Genomic DNA, 17777 nt, shown 5'->3' with positions numbered 1-17777 from the left:
AAATTTCACGTTGCCATTGGGCGGCCTGCTGACGCCGCTCCAGCCAGCCACTGCGCAAGCCAGTGCAGCCAATCACGCGGCAACCTGAGAGGCAGGAATAAAGCGATATAGATTTGCAAGGAGATCTCATGCCTACTGGCGATATTATGCACGAACAGGCCGTCCTGACGCTGTCGTTGCGACAATGGGCGGCAGCGGAAGCATCCAGCGCGGTCAGCGAACTGGAACAGGGCAAGGTGCTGTTTCTGCCCGAACTGGCCTTCACCCTGTCTGAACAGGAAATGCCGCTGCTGGATCCGACATTGGTCGACCCGAAGCGCAAAAACATCAGCTACCAACCGCTGTCCGGCAAGCTGAGCGGCGTCGCCGTCGCGGAACGCCGGCAGCAGGTTCAGCAATTGCTGGAACGCTATTACCAATCCTGCCGCCAGTTGATCGCCGGGCTGTTGCCCGAATATCAGGAGGCGCTGCACCACCCGACCGGCAGCCTGCGTTTACATCCGGTTTCCGCCTGGAGGGCGGCCAGTTCCTGGCGCAAAGACGACAGCCGGCTGCACGTTGACGCCTTCCCGTCGCGCCCGAACTACGGCGAACGCATTCTGCGCATTTTCACCAACATCAACCCGCACGGCGAGCATCGCCAATGGCGGGTCGGCGAGCCGTTCCCTGAGCTGGCTGCACGCTTTATGCCGCGTCTCGCTCGCTACTCCGCTTTCGGCAGTTGGCTGCAGCACCAGGTGCGCATCACCAAAACCCGCCGCAGCCATTATGACCACCTGATGCTGCAGTTGCATGACGCCATGAAGGCCGACGGCGATTATCAGCAACGGGGGCCGCAGCTGGCGCTGACGTTCCCGCCGGGCAGCAGCTGGATTTGCTTCTCTGATCAAACGCCGCATGCCGCGATGGGCGGCCAGTTTATGCTGGAACAGACCTTCCTGCTGCCGGTGAATAAGATGCAGGATCCGCAGCGTTCACCGCTGAAAGTGCTTGAACAGCTGCGCGCTCAGCCGCTGATCTGAATGATTTGCCGCCGCCGGGGGCCGGCGGCGGCAAACGCGCATCACGCTTCGAAGTCCCCCTGTTGGCGCGCCACCAGCGTCAGAATGCTGTACAGCGCCACCGGCTGCTGTTGCTGATTCAATACCTGCACATCCCACACCACCACGCCGTGCGGGCGATCTTCGGCGGTTTTCTGCGGCTTGCGGATTTTCTTTTTGCAGGTCAACCGCACCTGAATGGTATCGCCGATCTTCACCGGCTCGATAAAGCGCAGATTTTCCATGCCGTAGTTGGCGATCACCGGCCCGACGGCGGCGTCGACAAACAGCCCGGCCGCGGCGGATACCACAAAGTAACCGTGCGCCACCCGCTCGCCGAACAGCGAGTCGGCGGCGCCGATCTTGTCCATGTGCGCGTAGAAATGGTCGCCGCTCAGGCAGGCGAAGTTGACGATATCCGCTTCGGTCACGGTGCGGCGCGCGGTCAACAGGCTATCGCCCAGCTGCAGCTGCTCGAAGTATTTCCGGAACGGATGCACCGGATGCTCGGCGACCGGCGCGCCGCGCACCCATTCGCCACCGATGGCCGCCAGCATCGCCGGGCTGCCCTGGATCGCCGTGCGCTGCATATAGTGTTTCACCGCGCGCAGCCCGCCCAGCTCTTCACCGCCGCCGGCGCGCCCCGGGCCGCCGTGTACCAGCATCGGCAGCGGCGAACCGTGGCCGGTGGACTCCGCCGCCGCCCGCTCATCCAAAATCAACATGCGGCCGTGGGCGCAGGCCGCCGCGCGAATGAAGCGCGTGGCCAATGCCGGATCGGCGGTCACCAGCGAGCCCGCCAGGCTGCCCTGCCCCAGCAACGCCAACGCGATCGCCTGTTCGGTATCCGCATACGGCATCAGCGTCGCCACCGGGCCGAAAGCCTCGGTGCCGTGCACCGCCTGATGGGTGAACGGATCGGCGCAATACAGCAGGGTCGGCGGATAAAACGCCCCGCCGCGCGCGCCGTCGCCCAGCACCTCCAGCTTATCCAGCGCCGCGCCACAGAGCGGTTCGCAGCCGTTGCGCAGCAGGAACTCCACCTTGCTTTGCACATCATCACGCTGCTCGTGGCTGACCAACGCCCCCATGCGCACCTGCTCCAGCTGCGGGTCGCCCACCGTCACCCCCGCCAGGCGCTGCAGCAAGGCCTGACGCACCGCCGCCACCTGCGCCGCCGGCACGATGATGCGGCGGATCGCGGTGCATTTCTGCCCCGCCTTGGCGGTCATTTCACGGCACACTTCTTTGATGAACAGCGCAAACTCGGGCATTTCCGGCGTCACGTCTTCCGCCAGCACGCAGCAGTTGAGCGAATCCGCCTCCATGGTGAACGCGATCGATTTCTCCAGCAGGCGCGGGTGTGCCCGCAGCCGCTGCCCGGTCTGCGCCGAACCGGTGAAAGTCACCGCATCCTGGTAATCCAGGTGCGCGAACATGTCGCCGACGCCGCCGCAAACCAGCTGCAGCGCCCCTTCCGGCACCAGGCCGCTGTCGACGATCAGCCTGACCATCGCCTGCGTCAGCTGCGCGGTGGCGGTGGCCGGCTTGATGATGGCCGGCATGCCCGCCAGCCAGGTCGGCGCCAGTTTCTCCAGCATGCCCCAGCACGGGAAGTTGAAGGCGTTGATGTGCAGCGCCACGCCGGGGCGCGAAGTGAGCACGTGGCGGGCGGCGAACTGCGCCTGTTTCGACAATGGGATCAGCTCGTCTTCCGGCCACAGGGTATCGTCCGGCAGATCGCGGCCGGCCATGCCGGCATAGGCGAACAGCGTGGCGATGCCGCCCTCGATATCGACCCAGCCGTCGCTGCGCGTCGCCCCGGTTTGATAGGAAATCTGATACAGCGCCTCTTTATGCGCCAGCAGGTGTTTGGCTACCGCTTTCAGCATCTGGGCGCGCTGCTGGAACGTCATGTGCGCCAGCGCCGGGCCGCCGCGGCTGCGGGCATAGTCCAGGCTCGCCGCCAACGGCAGGCCGTCGGTGCAGACCTGGTACAGCGCTTCGCCGGTCACCGCGTGGCGGATTTCGCGCGCCTCTCCCTGCCCGTACACCCAGGCGCCAGAAAGATAACTGTGTAACTGCTGCATGTGCCCTCCGAAATTCATAAATTTTCACCATACAGCTTAATTACGTATCATATAAATGCCAGTCGAGGCCAAATCAAATTTTAACAAAAAGAGAACAAAAGGCATTTTCAGACCGCTTAACCTGCCATAAACAAGTAATTAATCACTTTACTTATCAAATAAAATCAACAAAATAACAAATAACCTTGTGAGTGACCTCGCAAAACCACATGAATTACGTTTGATCTTTTTGTTATCAGTTTGTAGCCTTATGGTTAGTTAAAGTGATTCACATTTTTATGTTTAATGTGAAAAATACGAATCACCAAGAGGCAAGCATGACAACTGACGCACAGTATCAGCAGCATTTCGACGACAAGATCGCGGCGGATATCGCCATTGAGGCCAAAGACTGGATGCCGGACGCCTACCGTCAGAACCTGATTCGGCAGATTGGCCAACACGCCCACTCGGAAGTCATCGGCATGCTGCCGGAAGCCAACTGGCTGACGCGCGCCCCCACGCTGCGCCGCAAAGCGGTGCTGCTGGCCAAAGTGCAAGATGAGGCCGGCCACGGTCTGTACCTCTACAGCGCCGCCGAAACCCTCGGCTGTTCGCGCCAGGACATCTACCAAAAGATGCTCGATGGCAAGATGAAGTACTCCTCTATCTTCAATTACCCCACGCTCAACTGGGCGGATATCGGCGTGATCGGCTGGCTGGTAGACGGCGCCGCCATCGTCAACCAGGTGGCGCTGTGCCGTGCGTCCTACGGCCCCTATGCGCGGGCGATGGTGAAGATCTGCAAAGAGGAAAGCTTCCATCAGCGCCAGGGCTACGAGGCGGTAATGGCGATGGCCAACGGCAGCGACACGCAGCGCGCCATGCTGCAGGACGCCATCGATCGCTTCTGGTGGCCGGTGCTGATGATGTTCGGCCCGAGCGACGCCGACTCCCCCCACAGCGCCCAGAGCATGGCGTGGAAGATCAAACGCCACAGCAACGATGAGCTGCGGCAGAAGTTCGTCGACAACACCGTGCCGCAGCTTGAAGCGCTGGGCATGACGGCGCCGGATCCGGAGCTGCGCTGGGACGCCGCCGCCGGTCACTATCGTTTCGGCGAAATCGACTGGAGCGAGCTGCATGAGGTGATCAAAGGGCGCGGCCAATGCAACCACGAACGCCTGCAGGCCAAACGCCGCGCCTGGGAAGACGGCGCCTGGGTGCGCGACGGCGCCATGGCCCACGCCGCGAAAAACGCCGCCTCCGCCGCATAGCCAACATAAGGAACCGAGATCATGAGCCACGTTGAATGGCCGCTGTATGAAGTGTTTATCCGCAGCAAACAAGGGCTGGCGCATCGCCACGTCGGCAGCCTGCACGCCGCCGACGACCAAATGGCGCTGGAAAACGCCCGCGACGCCTACACGCGCCGCAACGAAGGCTGCTCGATCTGGGTGGTGCAATCGCGCCATCTGATCGCCTCGCAGCCGGAAGATCGCGGCGCGTTCTTCGATCCGTCCGAAGACAAGATCTACCGTCATCCGACGTTTTACACCATTCCCGACGGCATCAAGAACATGTAGAGGCGACCATGACGGTTAACGATCCGCGCATCAGCTATTTACTCCGCCAGGGCGACACGCCACTGATCCTCGCCCAGCGCCTGTGCGCCTGGTGCGGCCACGCGCCCGAGCTGGAAATCGATCTGGCGCTGGCCAACATCGGGCTCGATCTGCTCGGCCAGGCGCGCAACTTCCTGGGCTACGCCGCCGAACTGGCCGGCCCGCCCTGCAGCGAAGACAGCCTGGCCTTCGGGCGCGACGAGCGCCAGTTTCATAACCTGCTGTTGGCGGAGCAGCCGAACGGCGGTTTCAACGACACGCTGGTGCGTCAGTTCCTGCTCGATGCCTACCACGTACAGCTGCACCAGGCGCTGAGCCGCAGCCGCGACGCGCAGATCGCCGCCATCGCCGCCAAGTCGCTGAAGGAGGCCGATTACCACCTGCGCTTCAGCCACGGCTGGATGATCCGCCTCGGCGACGGCAACGACGTCAGCCACCGCAAGATCCAGCAATCGCTGGATAACCTGTGGCGCTTCACCGCCGAGCTGTTCCACGCCGACGCGCTGGAGCTGGAACTGGCGGAACAAGGCATCGCCGTCGATCCCCGCGAACTGCAGGCCCCCTGGCAAGCGCAGGTGGAAGAGACGCTGCGCCAGGCGACGCTGGCGCTGCCTGCCGAGCAGGCGTTCCGGCACGGCGGCAAGCAAGGCCGGCACAGCGAACACCTCGGCCCGCTGCTGGCGGAGATGCAGTTCCTGCAGCGCGCCTATCCAAACGGGCAATGGTAGGAGGCCACGATGAACGTCACCCGTTTGCAACCCGCCGAAATTCCGCAGATTTGGCACTGCCTGCAGCAGATCAGCGATCCCGAGCTGCCGGTGCTGTCGATCACCGATTTGGGCATGGTGCGCGACGTGGCGCGCGACGGCGCTGGCTGGCGCGTGACCTTCACCCCGACGTACTCCGGCTGCCCGGCCACCGAATTTCTGCTCAACGCCATCGAGCAGCGGCTGGCGGCCGCCGGCTTCAGCCCGGTGCAGGTGGACATTCGCCTCAGCCCGGCCTGGACCACCGACTGGATGAACGCCGACGCCCGCGAGCGGCTGCGGCAATACGGCGTAGCGCCCCCGCAGGGCCACACCTGCGATCGGCCGCACGCCCACGGCCCGGTAGCCTGCCCGCGCTGCGGCAGCACCCACAGCGAGAAGATCAGCGAGTTCGGCTCCACCGCCTGTAAAGCGCTGTACCGCTGCTGCGACTGCCGGGAACCGTTCGATTATTTCAAATGCATATAGGAGCGCTGACACCATGACGGTCTTTTATCGCCTGAACGTCGCCGCCATCGAGCGCGAAACGCCGGACGCCGTAGCCATCACCCTGCGGGTGCCCGAAGAGCTGCAAAACCAATACCGCTATACCCCCGGCCAGCACCTGACGCTCAAGGCGTTGGTCAACGGCGAAGAGTTGCGGCGTTGCTATTCCATCTGCAGTTCACCGCAGGAAGGCCTGCTGCAGATCGGCGTGAAGGCGATTGATCAGGGCCGTTTCTCCGGCTTCGTCAACCGCATGCTGAAAGTCGGCGACGCGCTGGAGGTGATGGTGCCGCAGGGGCGCTTCGGCTACCAGCCGCAGGCAGAGCGCCACGGCAACTACCTGGCGATCGCCGCCGGCTCCGGCATCACGCCGATGCTGTCGATCATCAAGGCGACGCTGCTGCTCGAACCGGGCAGCAGCTTCACCCTGATCTATGGCAACCGCAACAGCCGTTCGATGATGTTCAAAGAGGCGCTGTCGGATCTGAAAAACCGCTACCCGCAGCGTTTTCAGCCGCTGTACCTGTTCAGCCAGGAAAGTCTCGACAGCCCGCTGCTCAGCGGCCGTATCGACCGCGAACGCCTGACGGCGATCGGCGGCGCGCTGCTGGATTTCCGCGACTATGACCACGCCTTTATCTGCGGGCCGGAATCGATGATGAACGACGCGCAAACCGTGCTGGAACAGGCCGGCGTACCGGCCAATCACATCCACAGCGAGCGCTTCAACACCAGCGGTTTGGCCGCCCACCCGCGCCACAGCGGCGATCGCAACGCCACCCGGGTGGCGATCCTGCTCGACGGCCGCCGGTTGGATATCGAGATCGGCGAACAGGACGACAGCATTCTCGACGCCGCGCTGCGCCAGGGCGCCGACCTGCCCTACGCCTGCAAAGGCGGCGTCTGCGCCACCTGCAAATGCCGTCTGAAGGCCGGCCAGGTGGAGATGGGCGTCAACTATAGCCTGGAGCCGGATCAGCTGGCTGCGGGCTACGTATTGAGCTGCCAGTCGTGGCCGAAAGGCGACGGCGTGGTATTGGACTTCGACGTCTAGGAGCCGCGATGGACACCCCCTTTATTTTGCATCAGCAGCAGCACCGCGTGGTCACGCTGACGCTGCATCGCCCGGAGGCGCGCAACGCCCTGAGCACGCCGTGCCTGGAACAGCTGGTTGCACGGCTGGAGCAGGCCGACGCCGACAGCGGCGTGGGCGCCGTGGTGATCGCCGGTGCGGCGCGCTTCTTCGCCGCCGGCGCCGATCTGCGCGAATTGCAACAGCAGGATCTGCCGGCCGCGCTGGCGGATCGCCGTCCGCAGCTGTGGCAGCGTCTGGCGCAGTTCAGCAAGCCGCTGCTGGCGGCGGTGAATGGTTATGCCCTGGGCGCCGGCTGCGAGCTGGCGCTGGCCTGCGACATCGTCATCGGCGGCGAAAGCGCCCGCTTCGGCCTGCCGGAGATCACCCTCGGCCTGATGCCGGGCGCCGGAGGCACCCAGCGCCTGATCCGCTGCGTCGGCAAGTCGCGCGCCAGCCAGATGGTGCTGACCGGTGAGCCCATCGATGCCCGCACCGCGCTGCAGGCCGGCCTGATCGGCGAAGTGTGCGTCGATGCCCTGACACTGGAACGCACGCAGCAGATTGCCGATCGCATCAGCCGTCAGGCGCCGCTGGCGCTGCGCGCCGCCAAACAGGCGCTGAAACAGGCCGAGGAAACCGGCCTCAGCCAGGGGCTGGCGATGGAGCGTCAGCAGTTCGTCACCCTGGCCGCCACCGACGATCGCCGCGAAGGCATCGCCGCCTTTTTCGAAAAACGTACGCCAAACTATCAGGGGCGCTGATTTATGGATAACGCATTGATTCTCAGCCATCTCGACGCCGGCGTGTTGACGCTGACCCTCAACCGGCCGGATCGGCTCAACAGCTTTAACGACGAGATGCATCGCCAGCTGAGCGAAGCGCTGACGCAAGCCGAGCGCGACGACAGCGTGCGCTGCCTGCTGATCGCCGGCGCCGGGCGCGGTTTCTGCGCCGGGCAGGATCTCAACGATCGCAACGTCAGCGCCGATCAACAGGCGCCGGATCTCGGTCTGTCGGTCGAACGTTTCTACAACCCCCTGATCCGTCGCCTGACCGCCCTGCCGAAGCCGGTGGTGTGCGCGGTCAACGGCGTGGCGGCCGGCGCCGGCGCCGCGCTGGCCCTGGCGTGCGATATCGTCATCGCCGCTGACAATGCCAGCTTCATTCAGTCGTTCTGCCGTCTGGGGCTGGTGCCTGACTCCGGCGGCAGCTGGTTCCTGCCGCGGCTGGCCGGCCACGCCCGCGCGATGGGCATGGCCATGCTGGGTGACAAAATCAGCGCCCAACAGGCGCTGGCGTGGGGCATGATCTGGCAGGTGGTGCCGGCGGATGAATTGACTGACCGCACGCAAACGCTGGCGCGCCATCTGGCTACCCAGCCGACCTACGGCCTGGGGCTGATCAAAAAAGCCCTCTACAGCTCGGCCACCAACAGCCTCGATCAGCAGCTCGATCTGGAGCGCGATCTGCAACGCCTGGGCGGCCGCAGCGACGACTATCGCGAAGGCGTCAGCGCGTTCTTTGCCAAACGCACGCCCAACTTCAGCGGGAAATAGCCATGAACGCGCCCCTTCTTAACGGCCAGGTGGCGGTGATCGGCGCCGGCACCATGGGCATCGGCATCGCCCAGGTGGCCGCCGCCGCCGGCCACCTGGTGCGGCTGTTCGATATCGCGCCCGCCGCCGCCCAGCGCGCGATCGACGATCTCGCTCGCCGCCTGCGCCAGCGGGTAGACGGCGGCAAGGCCGACGCCGCGCCCACCGAAGCGCTGCTGGCGCGCCTCGAACGCGCCGACTCGCTCGAGCAGTTGGCCGACTGCACGCTGGTGATTGAAGCGGTGGCGGAAAATTTGGCGATTAAGCAGAGCCTGTTCCGCGATCTGGAGGCGATCTGCTCGCCCACGACGCTGTTCGTAAGCAATACCTCTTCGCTGTCGATCACCGCCATCGCCGGCGCACTGCAACACCCGCAGCGCATGGCCGGGCTGCACTTCTTCAACCCGGCGCCGCTGATGAAGCTGGTGGAGATCGTCAGCGGCCTGGAGACCGGCGCCGAGACCCTCGCCGCGCTGCAGGCCCTGGCGCAGCGCTGGGGTAAGCAAAGCGTCGTATGCCGCTCGACGCCGGGATTTATCGTCAACCGCGTGGCGCGGCCGTTCTATGCCGAAACCCTGCGCGCGCTGGAGGAACGGGTGGCCGACGCCGCCACGCTGGACGCGGTATTGCGCGACGCCGGCGGTTTCGCCATGGGCCCGCTGCAGTTGACCGATCTGATCGGCCAGGACGTCAATTACGCCGTGACCGAATCGGTGTATCAGGCCTTCTATCAGGATCCGCGCTTCACGCCCTCACTGGTGCAGCAGGAACTGGTGGCGGCCGGACGCCTCGGCCGCAAGTCCGGCCGCGGTTTCTACCGCTACGACGCACCGCGATCCGCCGCCGCGATCGCCTTTTCGCCTCCGGCGCAGGCCGCATTGCCGCAACGCGTTACGCTGCACGGCGACTGGTCTTCGCTGGCCGATTTGGCGGAACTGTTGATCGAAAATGCGGGGGCGATCAAACAACCCGGCCAGACCAGCCCGCACGTCACGATCGACGACGTTACACTGATGTTAACCAATGGTAAAACCGCCGGCCAGCTGGCCGACGAACGTGGAACGCCCGTGGTGCTGTTCGATCTCTGTGCCGACTATGCGCACGCCTCCGCCATCGCCATCAGCTGCGCGGCGCAAAACGATGCGCAACACAATGCCAAAACGATTCGCCTGCTGCAGTCCCTTGGCAAGCAGGTCATTCAACTGCCGGATTACCCCGGCCTGCTGACGATGCGCACCCTGGCCATGCTGGCCAACGAAGCGCTCGACGTGGTGAACAAAGGCGTCGCCAGCGCCGAAGATACCGATCTGGCGATGCTGCGCGGCGTCAACTATCCGCGCGGCCCGCTGGCCTGGGGCGCCGCGCTCGGCTGGCGCCACATTCTGGCGACGCTGGAAAACCTGCAACGCTATTACGGCGAAGCGCGCTATCGCCCAATGCCGCTGCTGCGCCGCTACGCTTCCCCCGCCTCTTTCCCAGGAGCCGAACGATGAACGCCAATACGCCGCGCGCGCTGGCTCAGCGCTGCGCCGAACAGATGTTCCAGCAAGATACCTGCGCTCAGGCGATGGGAATGCACATCGACGCCGTCGACGCCGGATACGCTCAGGTCAGCATGACCGTCGGCCCGCAGATGCTCAACGGCCACCAGACCTGCCACGGCGGCCAGCTGTTCAGCCTGGCGGACACCGCCTTCGCCTACGCCTGCAACAGCCAGGGGTTGGCGGCGGTGGCCTCCGGCTGCAGCATCGACTTCGTCCGCCCGGCGCTGGCCGGCGACCGCCTTACCGCCAGCGCGGCGGTGCGCCATCAGGGCAAAGCCACCGGGCTGTATGACGTCGAGATCGTTAACCAACGGGGCAAAACCGTCGCCTGGTTCCGCGGCCGCGCGCACCGCCTCGGCCACAGCATTTTAGGAGATCAGGCATGAATCAGGCATTTATCTGCGACGGCGTGCGCACCCCGATCGGCCGCTATGGCGGCGCGCTGGCCCAGGTGCGCGCCGACGACCTGGCCGCCCTGCCGCTGCGCGTGCTGTTGGAACGCCATCCGCAGGTGGATTGGGCGCAGCTGGACGACGTGATCCTCGGCTGCGCCAACCAGGCAGGGGAAGACAACCGCAACCTGGCGCGCATGGCGCTGCTGCTGGCCGGCGTGCCGGTCGGCGTTTCCGGCACCACGGTGAACCGCCTGTGCGGTTCGGGCCTGGATGCGCTGGCGATGGCGGCGCGCAGCATCAAAGCCGGCGACGCCGGGCTGCTGCTGGCGGGCGGCGCGGAATCGATGACCCGTGCGCCGCTGGTGATGGGCAAGGCCGACAGCGCCTTCAGCCGCCAGGCGCAGCTGTACGACACCACCCTCGGCTGGCGCTTCGTCAATCCGCGGATGCAGGCCGAGTTCGGCACCGATTCGATGCCGGAGACCGCCGAAAACGTCGCGGCGCAGTTCAACATCAGCCGTGCCGATCAGGACGCCTTTGCGCTGCGCAGCCAGCAGCGCGCCGCCCGGGCGCAGACGCTGGGCCACCTGGCGCAGGAAATAGCCCCCGTCAGCCTCAGCGGCAAAAAAGGCGCGGTGACGCTGTTTAGCCAGGATGAACACCCGCGCCCCGACACCACCCTCGAGCAGCTGCAGGCGCTGAAAACCCCGTTCCGTCAGCCCGGCAGCGTCACCGCCGGCAACGCCTCGGGCCTGAACGACGGTGCGGCGGCGCTGATCGTCGCCTCCGAAGCGATGGCGGCGCGCCAGGGGCTGACGCCGCGCGCGCGCATCGTTGCCACCGCCACCTGCGGCGTAGAGCCGCGGCTGATGGGCATCGGCCCGCTGCCGGCCACCCGCAAGGTGCTGGAAATCGCCGGGCTGAGCCTGCCGCAGATGGACGTTATCGAACTGAACGAAGCGTTCGCCGCCCAGGCGTTGGCGGTGATGCGCCAGCTTGGCCTGCCGGACGATGCCCCGCAGGTCAACCCCAACGGCGGCGCGATCGCTCTGGGGCATCCGCTGGGGATGAGCGGCGCGCGCCTGGCGCTGGCCGCCCTGTTTGAACTGGAACGGCGAGCCGGCCGCTACGCGCTTTGCACCATGTGCATCGGCGTCGGCCAGGGCATCGCCATGATCATTGAGCGTGTCTGACCCCTGAGGCTAACCATGACAATAAATCCACAGCCCCTCGAAACGATCGAATTCGCCTCGCGCGATGAGATTGAAGCGTTGCAGTTGGCGCGTCTGAAGTGGACGCTGCACCACGCCTACGACAATGTGCCGATGTACAAACGCAAATTCGACCAGGCCGGCGTGCACCCCGACGATCTCAAACAGCTGAGCGATCTGGCGCGCTTCCCCTACACCACCAAGCAGGATCTGCGCGACAACTACCCGTTCGACACCTTCGCGGTGCCGATGGAACAGGTGGTGCGCATCCACGCCTCCTCGGGCACCACCGGCCGGCCGACGGTGGTGGGTTACACCCAGCGCGACATCGATAACTGGGCCGATATCGTCGCTCGCTGTCTGCGCGCCGGCGGCGCCACCGCCAAAGACAAGGTGCACGTCGCCTACGGTTACGGCCTGTTCACCGGCGGCCTTGGCGCGCACTACGGCGCGGAGCGGCTCGGCGCGACGGTGATCCCGATGTCCGGCGGCCAGACGGAACGCCAGGCGCAGCTGATCCTCGATTTCAAACCCGACATCATCATGGTGACGCCGTCCTATTGCCTGACGCTGATCGACGAGCTGGAACGCAAGATGGGCGGCGACGCGCGCGGCTGCTCGCTGCGGCTCGGCGTGTTCGGCGCCGAACCCTGGACCGAAGCCCTGCGCCACGAAATCGAAACCCGCATGGGCATCAAGGCGCTGGACATTTACGGCCTGTCGGAAGTGATGGGGCCGGGCGTGGCGATGGAGTGCCTGGAAAGCGGCGGCGGCCCCACCATTTGGGAAGACCACTTCCTGCCGGAGATCATCTGCCCGGAAACCGGCGTCGCCCTGCCGGACGGCGAGCACGGCGAACTGGTGTTCACCACCCTGACCAAAGAGGCGCTGCCGGTGATCCGCTACCGCACCCGCGATCTCACCCGGCTGCTGCCGGGCGACGCACGCCAGATGCGCCGCATGGGCAAAATCACCGGCCGCTCCGACGACATGCTGATCATCCGCGGCGTCAACGTCTTCCCGTCGCAGGTGGAAGAGCAGATCATGCAGTTCGAGCAGCTGTCGCCGCACTATCAGCTGCAGGTCAGCCGCAGCGGGCACCTGGACACGCTGGCGGTGCGCGTCGAGCTGAAAGAATCGGCGCTCAGCCTCAGCCACCAGCAGCGTTGCGACATCTGCCACCAGCTGCGCCACCACATCAAATCGATCGTGGGCGTCAGCACCGACGTCAGCATCGCCAACTGCGGCGATATTCCGCGCTCGGAAGGCAAAGCGCAGCGCGTGGTCGATCTGCGGCCGCGCTGAGGCGCACGGCGTCACGGATGACGCCGCCCCAAATTAGGCGTAATGTTATGGCTCATCGAATGCTAACCCATGGAAAAATATGGAACATAAACTGGATGAGTTCATTCGCCATGCCGTCGACGCGCAGCCGATCAGCGGCACCTCGCTGATCATTTCGCTGTATGGCGACGCGCTCAGCCACCGCGGCGGCGAAGTGTGGCTCGGCAGCCTGAGCGCGCTGCTGGAGGCCTTCGGCTTCGGCGATCGCTTCGTGCGCACCTCGGTGTTCCGCCTGCAAAAAGAAGGGTGGCTGGCGGTGGAGAAAATAGGCCGCCGCAGCTTCTACCGCGTGACCGAGCAGGGAATGCGCCAGTTCCGCCACGCCGAATCGAAAATCTATTTGCGCGAGCAGCCCGCCTGGGACGGCAAGTGGGAGCTGTTGCTGCTGGAAAGCGCCGAAAAAAACGCGCGCGCGCGGCTGAAAAAAGAGCTGGGCTGGCTCGGGTTCGGGCAAATCGCCAGCAACCTGATGGCCGCTCCTACCCATGCGCAAACCGACGTAACGGCGCTGCTCGGCGAGCTGAACGCCAGCGAGCAGGTGATTTATTTCCGCGCCGATTATCCCTACAACCGCTCCGAGCAAACCCTGCAGAAATTGGTGGCCGACTGCTGGTCGCTGAGCGAGGTGGCGGCCGGCTATCACGAGTTTATCGTCTCCTTCCGGCCGCTGATGGCGCTGCTGCGCGAAGTCGATCCGGCGGCGCTGACGCCGCTGCGCTGTTTCCAGATTAAGCTATTATTGATTCACTTCTTCCGTCGCGTGGTGTTGAAAGATCCGCTGCTGCCGGACGCGCTGCTGCCCGCGCAGTGGGAGGGCCAGATCGCCCGCAATCTGTGCATCAATCTCTATCAGCAGGTCGATCGCGCCGCGACGGAGTACGTCAGCGCGCTGGCGGAAACCACCATCGGCGCCCTGCCCGCGCCGGCCGCCGGCTACTATCGGCGCTTCGGCGGCCTGCCGCGCGACCCTACATATTAAGGAACTCACGCTATGCCTGTGTATCAGATTGACGGCCTGACGCCGGTCGTTGACCCCAGCAGTTACGTGCACCCGACGGCGGTGCTGATCGGCGACGTGATCGTCGGCAAACACGTGTACATCGGCCCGAACGCCAGCCTGCGCGGCGATTTTGGCCGCCTGGTGATCTGCGACGGCGCCAACATTCAGGACAACTGCGTGATGCACGGCTTCCCGCAGCAGGACACGGTGGTGGAAGAAGACGGCCATATCGGCCACGGCGCCATCCTGCACGGCTGTCGCATTCGCCGCAATGCGATGGTGGGCATGAATGCGGTGGTGATGGACGGCGCGGAGATCGGCGAGAACACCATCGTCGGCGCGATGGCGTTCGTCAAAGCCGCGGCGACTCTCGAAGCCAACAAGCTGGTGGTCGGCAGCCCGGCGCGCGTGTTGCGCGATCTGACCGAGCAAGAACTGGCCTGGAAGATCGCCGGCACCCGCGAATATCAGGATCTGGTTCAGCGCTGCAAATCCTCGCTGCGCGAAGTGGCGCCGCTGACCGAAATCGAACCGGGCCGCCAGCGCCTGAGCTTCGGCGACCACCTGATCCCGAAAAGCCAGCTGTAATCCCCGGGGCTGAGGCGCGCCTCAGCCCCTCTCCCGCATTACTCCACCTCCGGCGCCTTGAACGGCGACGGCGCCGCCGCGCGGCGGCTTTGGAAGCGGTAGGCCGCCACCAGCAGCAAGGTGAACGGAATACCGAACCACAGCGTCATGCGGAAGAATTCGGTAAACGCGGTCGAGATCATCAGCGCCGCCATCAGCCCGGTGCCCAGCAAGGTGGTATAGGGGAACCCCCACATGCGGAATTTCAGGTGGGTCTGCCGATGCCGGCGGCGGAAGAACAGATGGGTGACGAAAATCATCAGCCAGGTAAAGCAGGCGCCATACACCGAAATGGACATCATGGCGGCGAACGAGGTTTCCGGCGCCACCAGGCTCAGCACGATAGACACCACGATGCCGATGCACGACATCGCCAGCGCATTGACCGGAATGCCGCGCCGGCTGACGCGCCCCAATGCCGCCGGCGCCTGCCCGGCGCGCGACAGCGAGAACATCATGCGGGTGGTGATATACAGCTGGCTGTTCATCGCCGACAGCGCCGCCACCAGCACGATAAAGTTGAAAATACCGGCGGCGGCGGGCAGATGGATGACGTTCATCGCCATCAGGAACGGGCTTTCGCCGGTGCCGGACTGGCGCCAGGGCACGATGGCCAGCATCAGAGCGATCGACAGCATGTAGAAGATGAACAGCCGCACGAGGGTGCCCTTGAACGCCGCCTTCACCGCAATCACCGGATTTTTCGCCTCGCCGGCGGCCACCGCGATCATTTCAATGCTCAGGTAGCTGAAGATGGACACGATCGTTGCGAACCACATGCCCTTGACGCCAAACGGCATGAAGCCGCCGGCGGTCAGGTTGCGCAGGCCGTAGGCCGGGTTGCCCGAGAACGCCAGCATGCCGAGACCGATCAGAATGAACGCCACGATCGCCGTCACTTTGACGGTGGACAGCGCGTATTCCACCTGGCCGAACGACTTCACGCCGATCACATTGACGACGATCACCGCCGCCGAGAACAGCAGCACCCACGGCCAGGTCGGCGTCGCCGGGAACCAGAACTGCATGTACATGCCGATGGCGGTAACTTCGGTGCCCACCGCCAGCACCACGCAAGACCAGTAGGAATAACGCACCAGAAAACCGAACAGCGGGCCGAGATAGAATTCGGCGTAGTCGCCGAACGAGCCGGGCGTCGGGTGTTCGGAGGTCATTTCCGCCAGGCTGCCCATCAACAGCAGCGCAATAACGCCGCCGATCAGGTAGCTCAGCAATACCGCCGGCCCCGCCATCTGAATGGCGTAGGCACTGCCGAGAAACAGCCCGGTGCCGATAGCGCCGCCGATCGCCAGCATCGACATCTGCCCGGCGGTAAGATGCTTGTTCAACCCGCCCTGACGGCGGGCGATATGCTCAAAATCATTCATCTGTGGCATGGCTGGGTTCCCGGGCGAAGTTAGAGGGTACGGGTGACGTCGAGAATGGCGGCGGTCACGTAGTCGATATTGCCGGGGTTGAGCCCCGGCAGGCACATGCGGCCGGGCGAAAATCATTCTGCCGGTCGTAATAGAGGCCAATGCCTAAATTCACTTTTTGCGGATTGGGATCCTGCAAATAGACTCCCATCAGCGATGGAACAGAATCGGCCGCGGAAGGTGCAATCTGTTTAAACATGACGCATCCTTAACTCGTTATTGAATTAATATGAAGACGGACTTAATGAGAAATTAAATCAGGCGATGGCGCTGACGGTAATTTCTATTTTCATTCCCGGCACCACCAATTTTTCGACAATAACCGTGGAGCGATTGGGATAAGGATAATTAAAGTATTTCAGGTAAATATCATCGAGCAATTTAACGTCATTAACGTCGGTGAGATAAACCATTACCTGCAGCACCTTATCGCTGTGGCTGCCCGCCGCCTTCAGCGTCTGGGCCAGGTTGTCGAAGGTTAACGCAATCTGTTGCTCAGGCGCGCCGGTCTCGATGCTGCCGTCCGCCCGCACCGGGCCGTGGGCGGTAAACAGCATGCCGCCGCCCCGGGTAGCCCAGGAAAAAGGCTGGCCGATCTCCGGCAGCCCGGTCGCTACGATCTCGCGCATGTCAGTGGTTCCCGTAGTGGTCAAGTTGGCGAAGCAGCGCGCCGTCGGCGGCGAACAACGCATCCAGAATGGTGAAATGATTGGCGCCGGGCACCGCGACCAGATCGGCCGGCAGCCCGCCTTGGCGCAGCGCCGCGTGATAGTGCTGCGACTGGCCGATCAGTTCCGGCAGCTCATCAGCGCCGTAATACAACGTGAGCGGCTTACTGCGCGCCGGCAGCCGGCGCGCCGGGCTGAGCGTTTCAATCTGCCGCGCGGTCAGCTGCAGCGCCCGGTTGACATAGCTCTCTTGCAGCGGCGCCAGTTCGAACAGGCCGCTGACGGGAAAGACCGCATCCACCAACGCATGCCGCTGCCAAAACGCCGCCAGATGCCCGCCGGCGGAATGGCCGCACAGATGCACCGGATGGGCATAGTGCGGCGGCAGACGGCGCTGAATGGCATCAAGCGCCGCCCCCACCTGGCGACAAATGGCGTCAAGATTAACCGCCGGCGCCAGCGCATATTCCACCAGCACCACGTCAAAACCCAACGCCAACGGCCCGGCGGCGATAAAGGCGAAATCTGCCTTATCGCAGCATTGCCAATAGCCGCCGTGAATAAAAATTAACGTGCCCTGGTGCTGCTTTGCAGAATAAAGCCAATCAAACGTCTCGCGTTCGCTTTCGCCATACGCAATATTCTTTTCATGCTTCACCTGATGAAAAATAGCCGCGCTGCGAGTTTGAAATGAAGTCAAAATAGCGTCTTCATTATCCACCGTGGTGCCGTTGTCATAGCTCCCCGCAAGTTGTTTCATATATTAAACTTCGTTTATTATTTAAGATGTGAATTAACTATTAGCACCGGCAACATTATTGTCAAGATGGGCGCATCAGCAATGCGCGCCCGGTAAAATAAAATGAGACAGGCGGCGAAAAAGTTTAACCCATGA

At 63.9% G+C, this 17777-nt stretch carries 19 protein-coding genes; 14 read left to right on the top strand and 5 right to left on the bottom strand.

From position 1 onward, the window contains the following. The first annotated feature begins 128 nt into the window (after positions 1-128). Positions 129-1022, top strand: a complete 894-nt coding sequence (locus ACJ8HB_RS07350; protein ID WP_047571501.1) for a Kdo hydroxylase family protein — start codon at positions 129-131, stop codon at positions 1020-1022. Positions 1023-1063: 41 nt separating this feature from the next. Here the strand turns inward: ACJ8HB_RS07350 and paaZ are convergent, their stop codons facing one another. Further along, positions 1064-3130 carry a phenylacetic acid degradation bifunctional protein PaaZ gene (paaZ, locus tag ACJ8HB_RS07345; RefSeq protein WP_047571499.1) on the bottom strand — a complete coding sequence of 689 codons (2067 nt, stop codon included), beginning with the start codon at positions 3128-3130 and terminating at the stop codon, positions 1064-1066. A 317-nt stretch (positions 3131-3447) separates the two neighbouring features. Here paaZ and paaA point away from each other — a divergent pair, with 317 nt between their 5' ends. From paaA to paaY, 13 genes are all read left to right on the top strand, one after another. Further along, positions 3448-4386 carry a 1,2-phenylacetyl-CoA epoxidase subunit PaaA gene (paaA, locus tag ACJ8HB_RS07340; protein ID WP_033635096.1) on the top strand — a complete coding sequence of 313 codons (939 nt, stop codon included), beginning with the start codon at positions 3448-3450 and terminating at the stop codon, positions 4384-4386. Positions 4387-4407: 21 nt separating this feature from the next. Beyond that, entirely contained in the window at positions 4408-4695 is a 288-nt protein-coding gene (gene paaB / locus ACJ8HB_RS07335) for a 1,2-phenylacetyl-CoA epoxidase subunit PaaB (protein WP_004935173.1), read from the top strand. 8 nt (positions 4696-4703) lie between these two features. After that, positions 4704-5462 (top strand): 1,2-phenylacetyl-CoA epoxidase subunit PaaC, encoded by a 759-nt coding sequence (gene paaC, locus ACJ8HB_RS07330; protein WP_033635097.1) that lies wholly within the window; start codon positions 4704-4706, stop codon positions 5460-5462. Between the two features lie 9 nt (positions 5463-5471). Further along, complete coding sequence (gene paaD / locus ACJ8HB_RS07325) at positions 5472-5969, top strand: 1,2-phenylacetyl-CoA epoxidase subunit PaaD (protein ID WP_033653577.1); 498 nt, start codon at positions 5472-5474, stop codon at positions 5967-5969. A gap of 13 nt (positions 5970-5982) precedes the next feature. After that, on the top strand, positions 5983-7041 hold the full coding sequence (gene paaE / locus ACJ8HB_RS07320; RefSeq protein WP_094859959.1) for a 1,2-phenylacetyl-CoA epoxidase subunit PaaE: 1059 nt from the start codon (positions 5983-5985) through the stop codon (positions 7039-7041). Between the two features lie 8 nt (positions 7042-7049). Further along, positions 7050-7823 (top strand): 2,3-dehydroadipyl-CoA hydratase PaaF, encoded by a 774-nt coding sequence (gene paaF / locus ACJ8HB_RS07315; RefSeq protein ID WP_047571496.1) that lies wholly within the window; start codon positions 7050-7052, stop codon positions 7821-7823. A 3-nt stretch (positions 7824-7826) separates the two neighbouring features. Continuing rightward, on the top strand, positions 7827-8618 hold the full coding sequence (gene paaG, locus ACJ8HB_RS07310; protein ID WP_033653574.1) for a 2-(1,2-epoxy-1,2-dihydrophenyl)acetyl-CoA isomerase PaaG: 792 nt from the start codon (positions 7827-7829) through the stop codon (positions 8616-8618). Positions 8619-8620: 2 nt separating this feature from the next. Further along, a complete protein-coding gene (locus tag ACJ8HB_RS07305; protein WP_047571494.1) occupies positions 8621-10150 on the top strand; it encodes a 3-hydroxyacyl-CoA dehydrogenase in 1530 nt (509 codons plus the stop codon). Continuing rightward, complete coding sequence (gene paaI, locus ACJ8HB_RS07300; protein ID WP_033635105.1) at positions 10147-10587, top strand: hydroxyphenylacetyl-CoA thioesterase PaaI; 441 nt, start codon at positions 10147-10149, stop codon at positions 10585-10587. The genes ACJ8HB_RS07305 and paaI overlap by 4 nt, the downstream gene beginning before the upstream one ends. Next, entirely contained in the window at positions 10584-11789 is a 1206-nt protein-coding gene (gene pcaF, locus ACJ8HB_RS07295; protein ID WP_047571491.1) for a 3-oxoadipyl-CoA thiolase, read from the top strand. The genes paaI and pcaF overlap by 4 nt, the downstream gene beginning before the upstream one ends. 15 nt (positions 11790-11804) lie before the next feature. Next, positions 11805-13112: a phenylacetate--CoA ligase PaaK gene (gene paaK, locus ACJ8HB_RS07290; protein ID WP_033635108.1), complete on the top strand. Its 1308-nt coding sequence runs from the start codon at positions 11805-11807 to the stop codon at positions 13110-13112. A 79-nt stretch (positions 13113-13191) separates the two neighbouring features. After that, positions 13192-14130, top strand: a complete 939-nt coding sequence (paaX, locus tag ACJ8HB_RS07285) for a phenylacetic acid degradation operon negative regulatory protein PaaX (RefSeq protein ID WP_033647864.1) — start codon at positions 13192-13194, stop codon at positions 14128-14130. Positions 14131-14142: 12 nt separating this feature from the next. Then, positions 14143-14739: a phenylacetic acid degradation protein PaaY gene (gene paaY, locus ACJ8HB_RS07280; RefSeq protein ID WP_033635110.1), complete on the top strand. Its 597-nt coding sequence runs from the start codon at positions 14143-14145 to the stop codon at positions 14737-14739. 38 nt (positions 14740-14777) lie between these two features. Here paaY and ACJ8HB_RS07275 read toward each other — a convergent pair whose 3' ends face one another. The 4 genes from ACJ8HB_RS07275 to ACJ8HB_RS07260 are packed head-to-tail and all read right to left on the bottom strand — an operon-like array spanning position 14778 to position 17642. After that, positions 14778-16175 carry an amino acid permease gene (locus ACJ8HB_RS07275; RefSeq protein ID WP_039565368.1) on the bottom strand — a complete coding sequence of 466 codons (1398 nt, stop codon included), beginning with the start codon at positions 16173-16175 and terminating at the stop codon, positions 14778-14780. Positions 16176-16230: 55 nt separating this feature from the next. Continuing rightward, complete coding sequence (locus ACJ8HB_RS07270; RefSeq protein ID WP_072021620.1) at positions 16231-16413, bottom strand: hypothetical protein; 183 nt, start codon at positions 16411-16413, stop codon at positions 16231-16233. 58 nt (positions 16414-16471) lie between these two features. Then, on the bottom strand, positions 16472-16843 hold the full coding sequence (locus tag ACJ8HB_RS07265) for a RidA family protein (RefSeq protein ID WP_047571489.1): 372 nt from the start codon (positions 16841-16843) through the stop codon (positions 16472-16474). 1 nt (position 16844) lies between these two features. Continuing rightward, a complete protein-coding gene (locus tag ACJ8HB_RS07260; protein WP_047571487.1) occupies positions 16845-17642 on the bottom strand; it encodes an alpha/beta hydrolase in 798 nt (265 codons plus the stop codon). Positions 17643-17777: the final 135 nt, after the last annotated feature.

This window comes from Serratia sp. CY27727 (assembly GCF_052169275.1).
In the GTDB taxonomy this organism is placed as follows: Bacteria; Pseudomonadota; Gammaproteobacteria; order Enterobacterales; family Enterobacteriaceae; genus Serratia; species Serratia sarumanii.
Note: the sequence above shows the minus strand (reverse complement) of the source record. Positions and strands in the feature narration are given on the sequence as shown.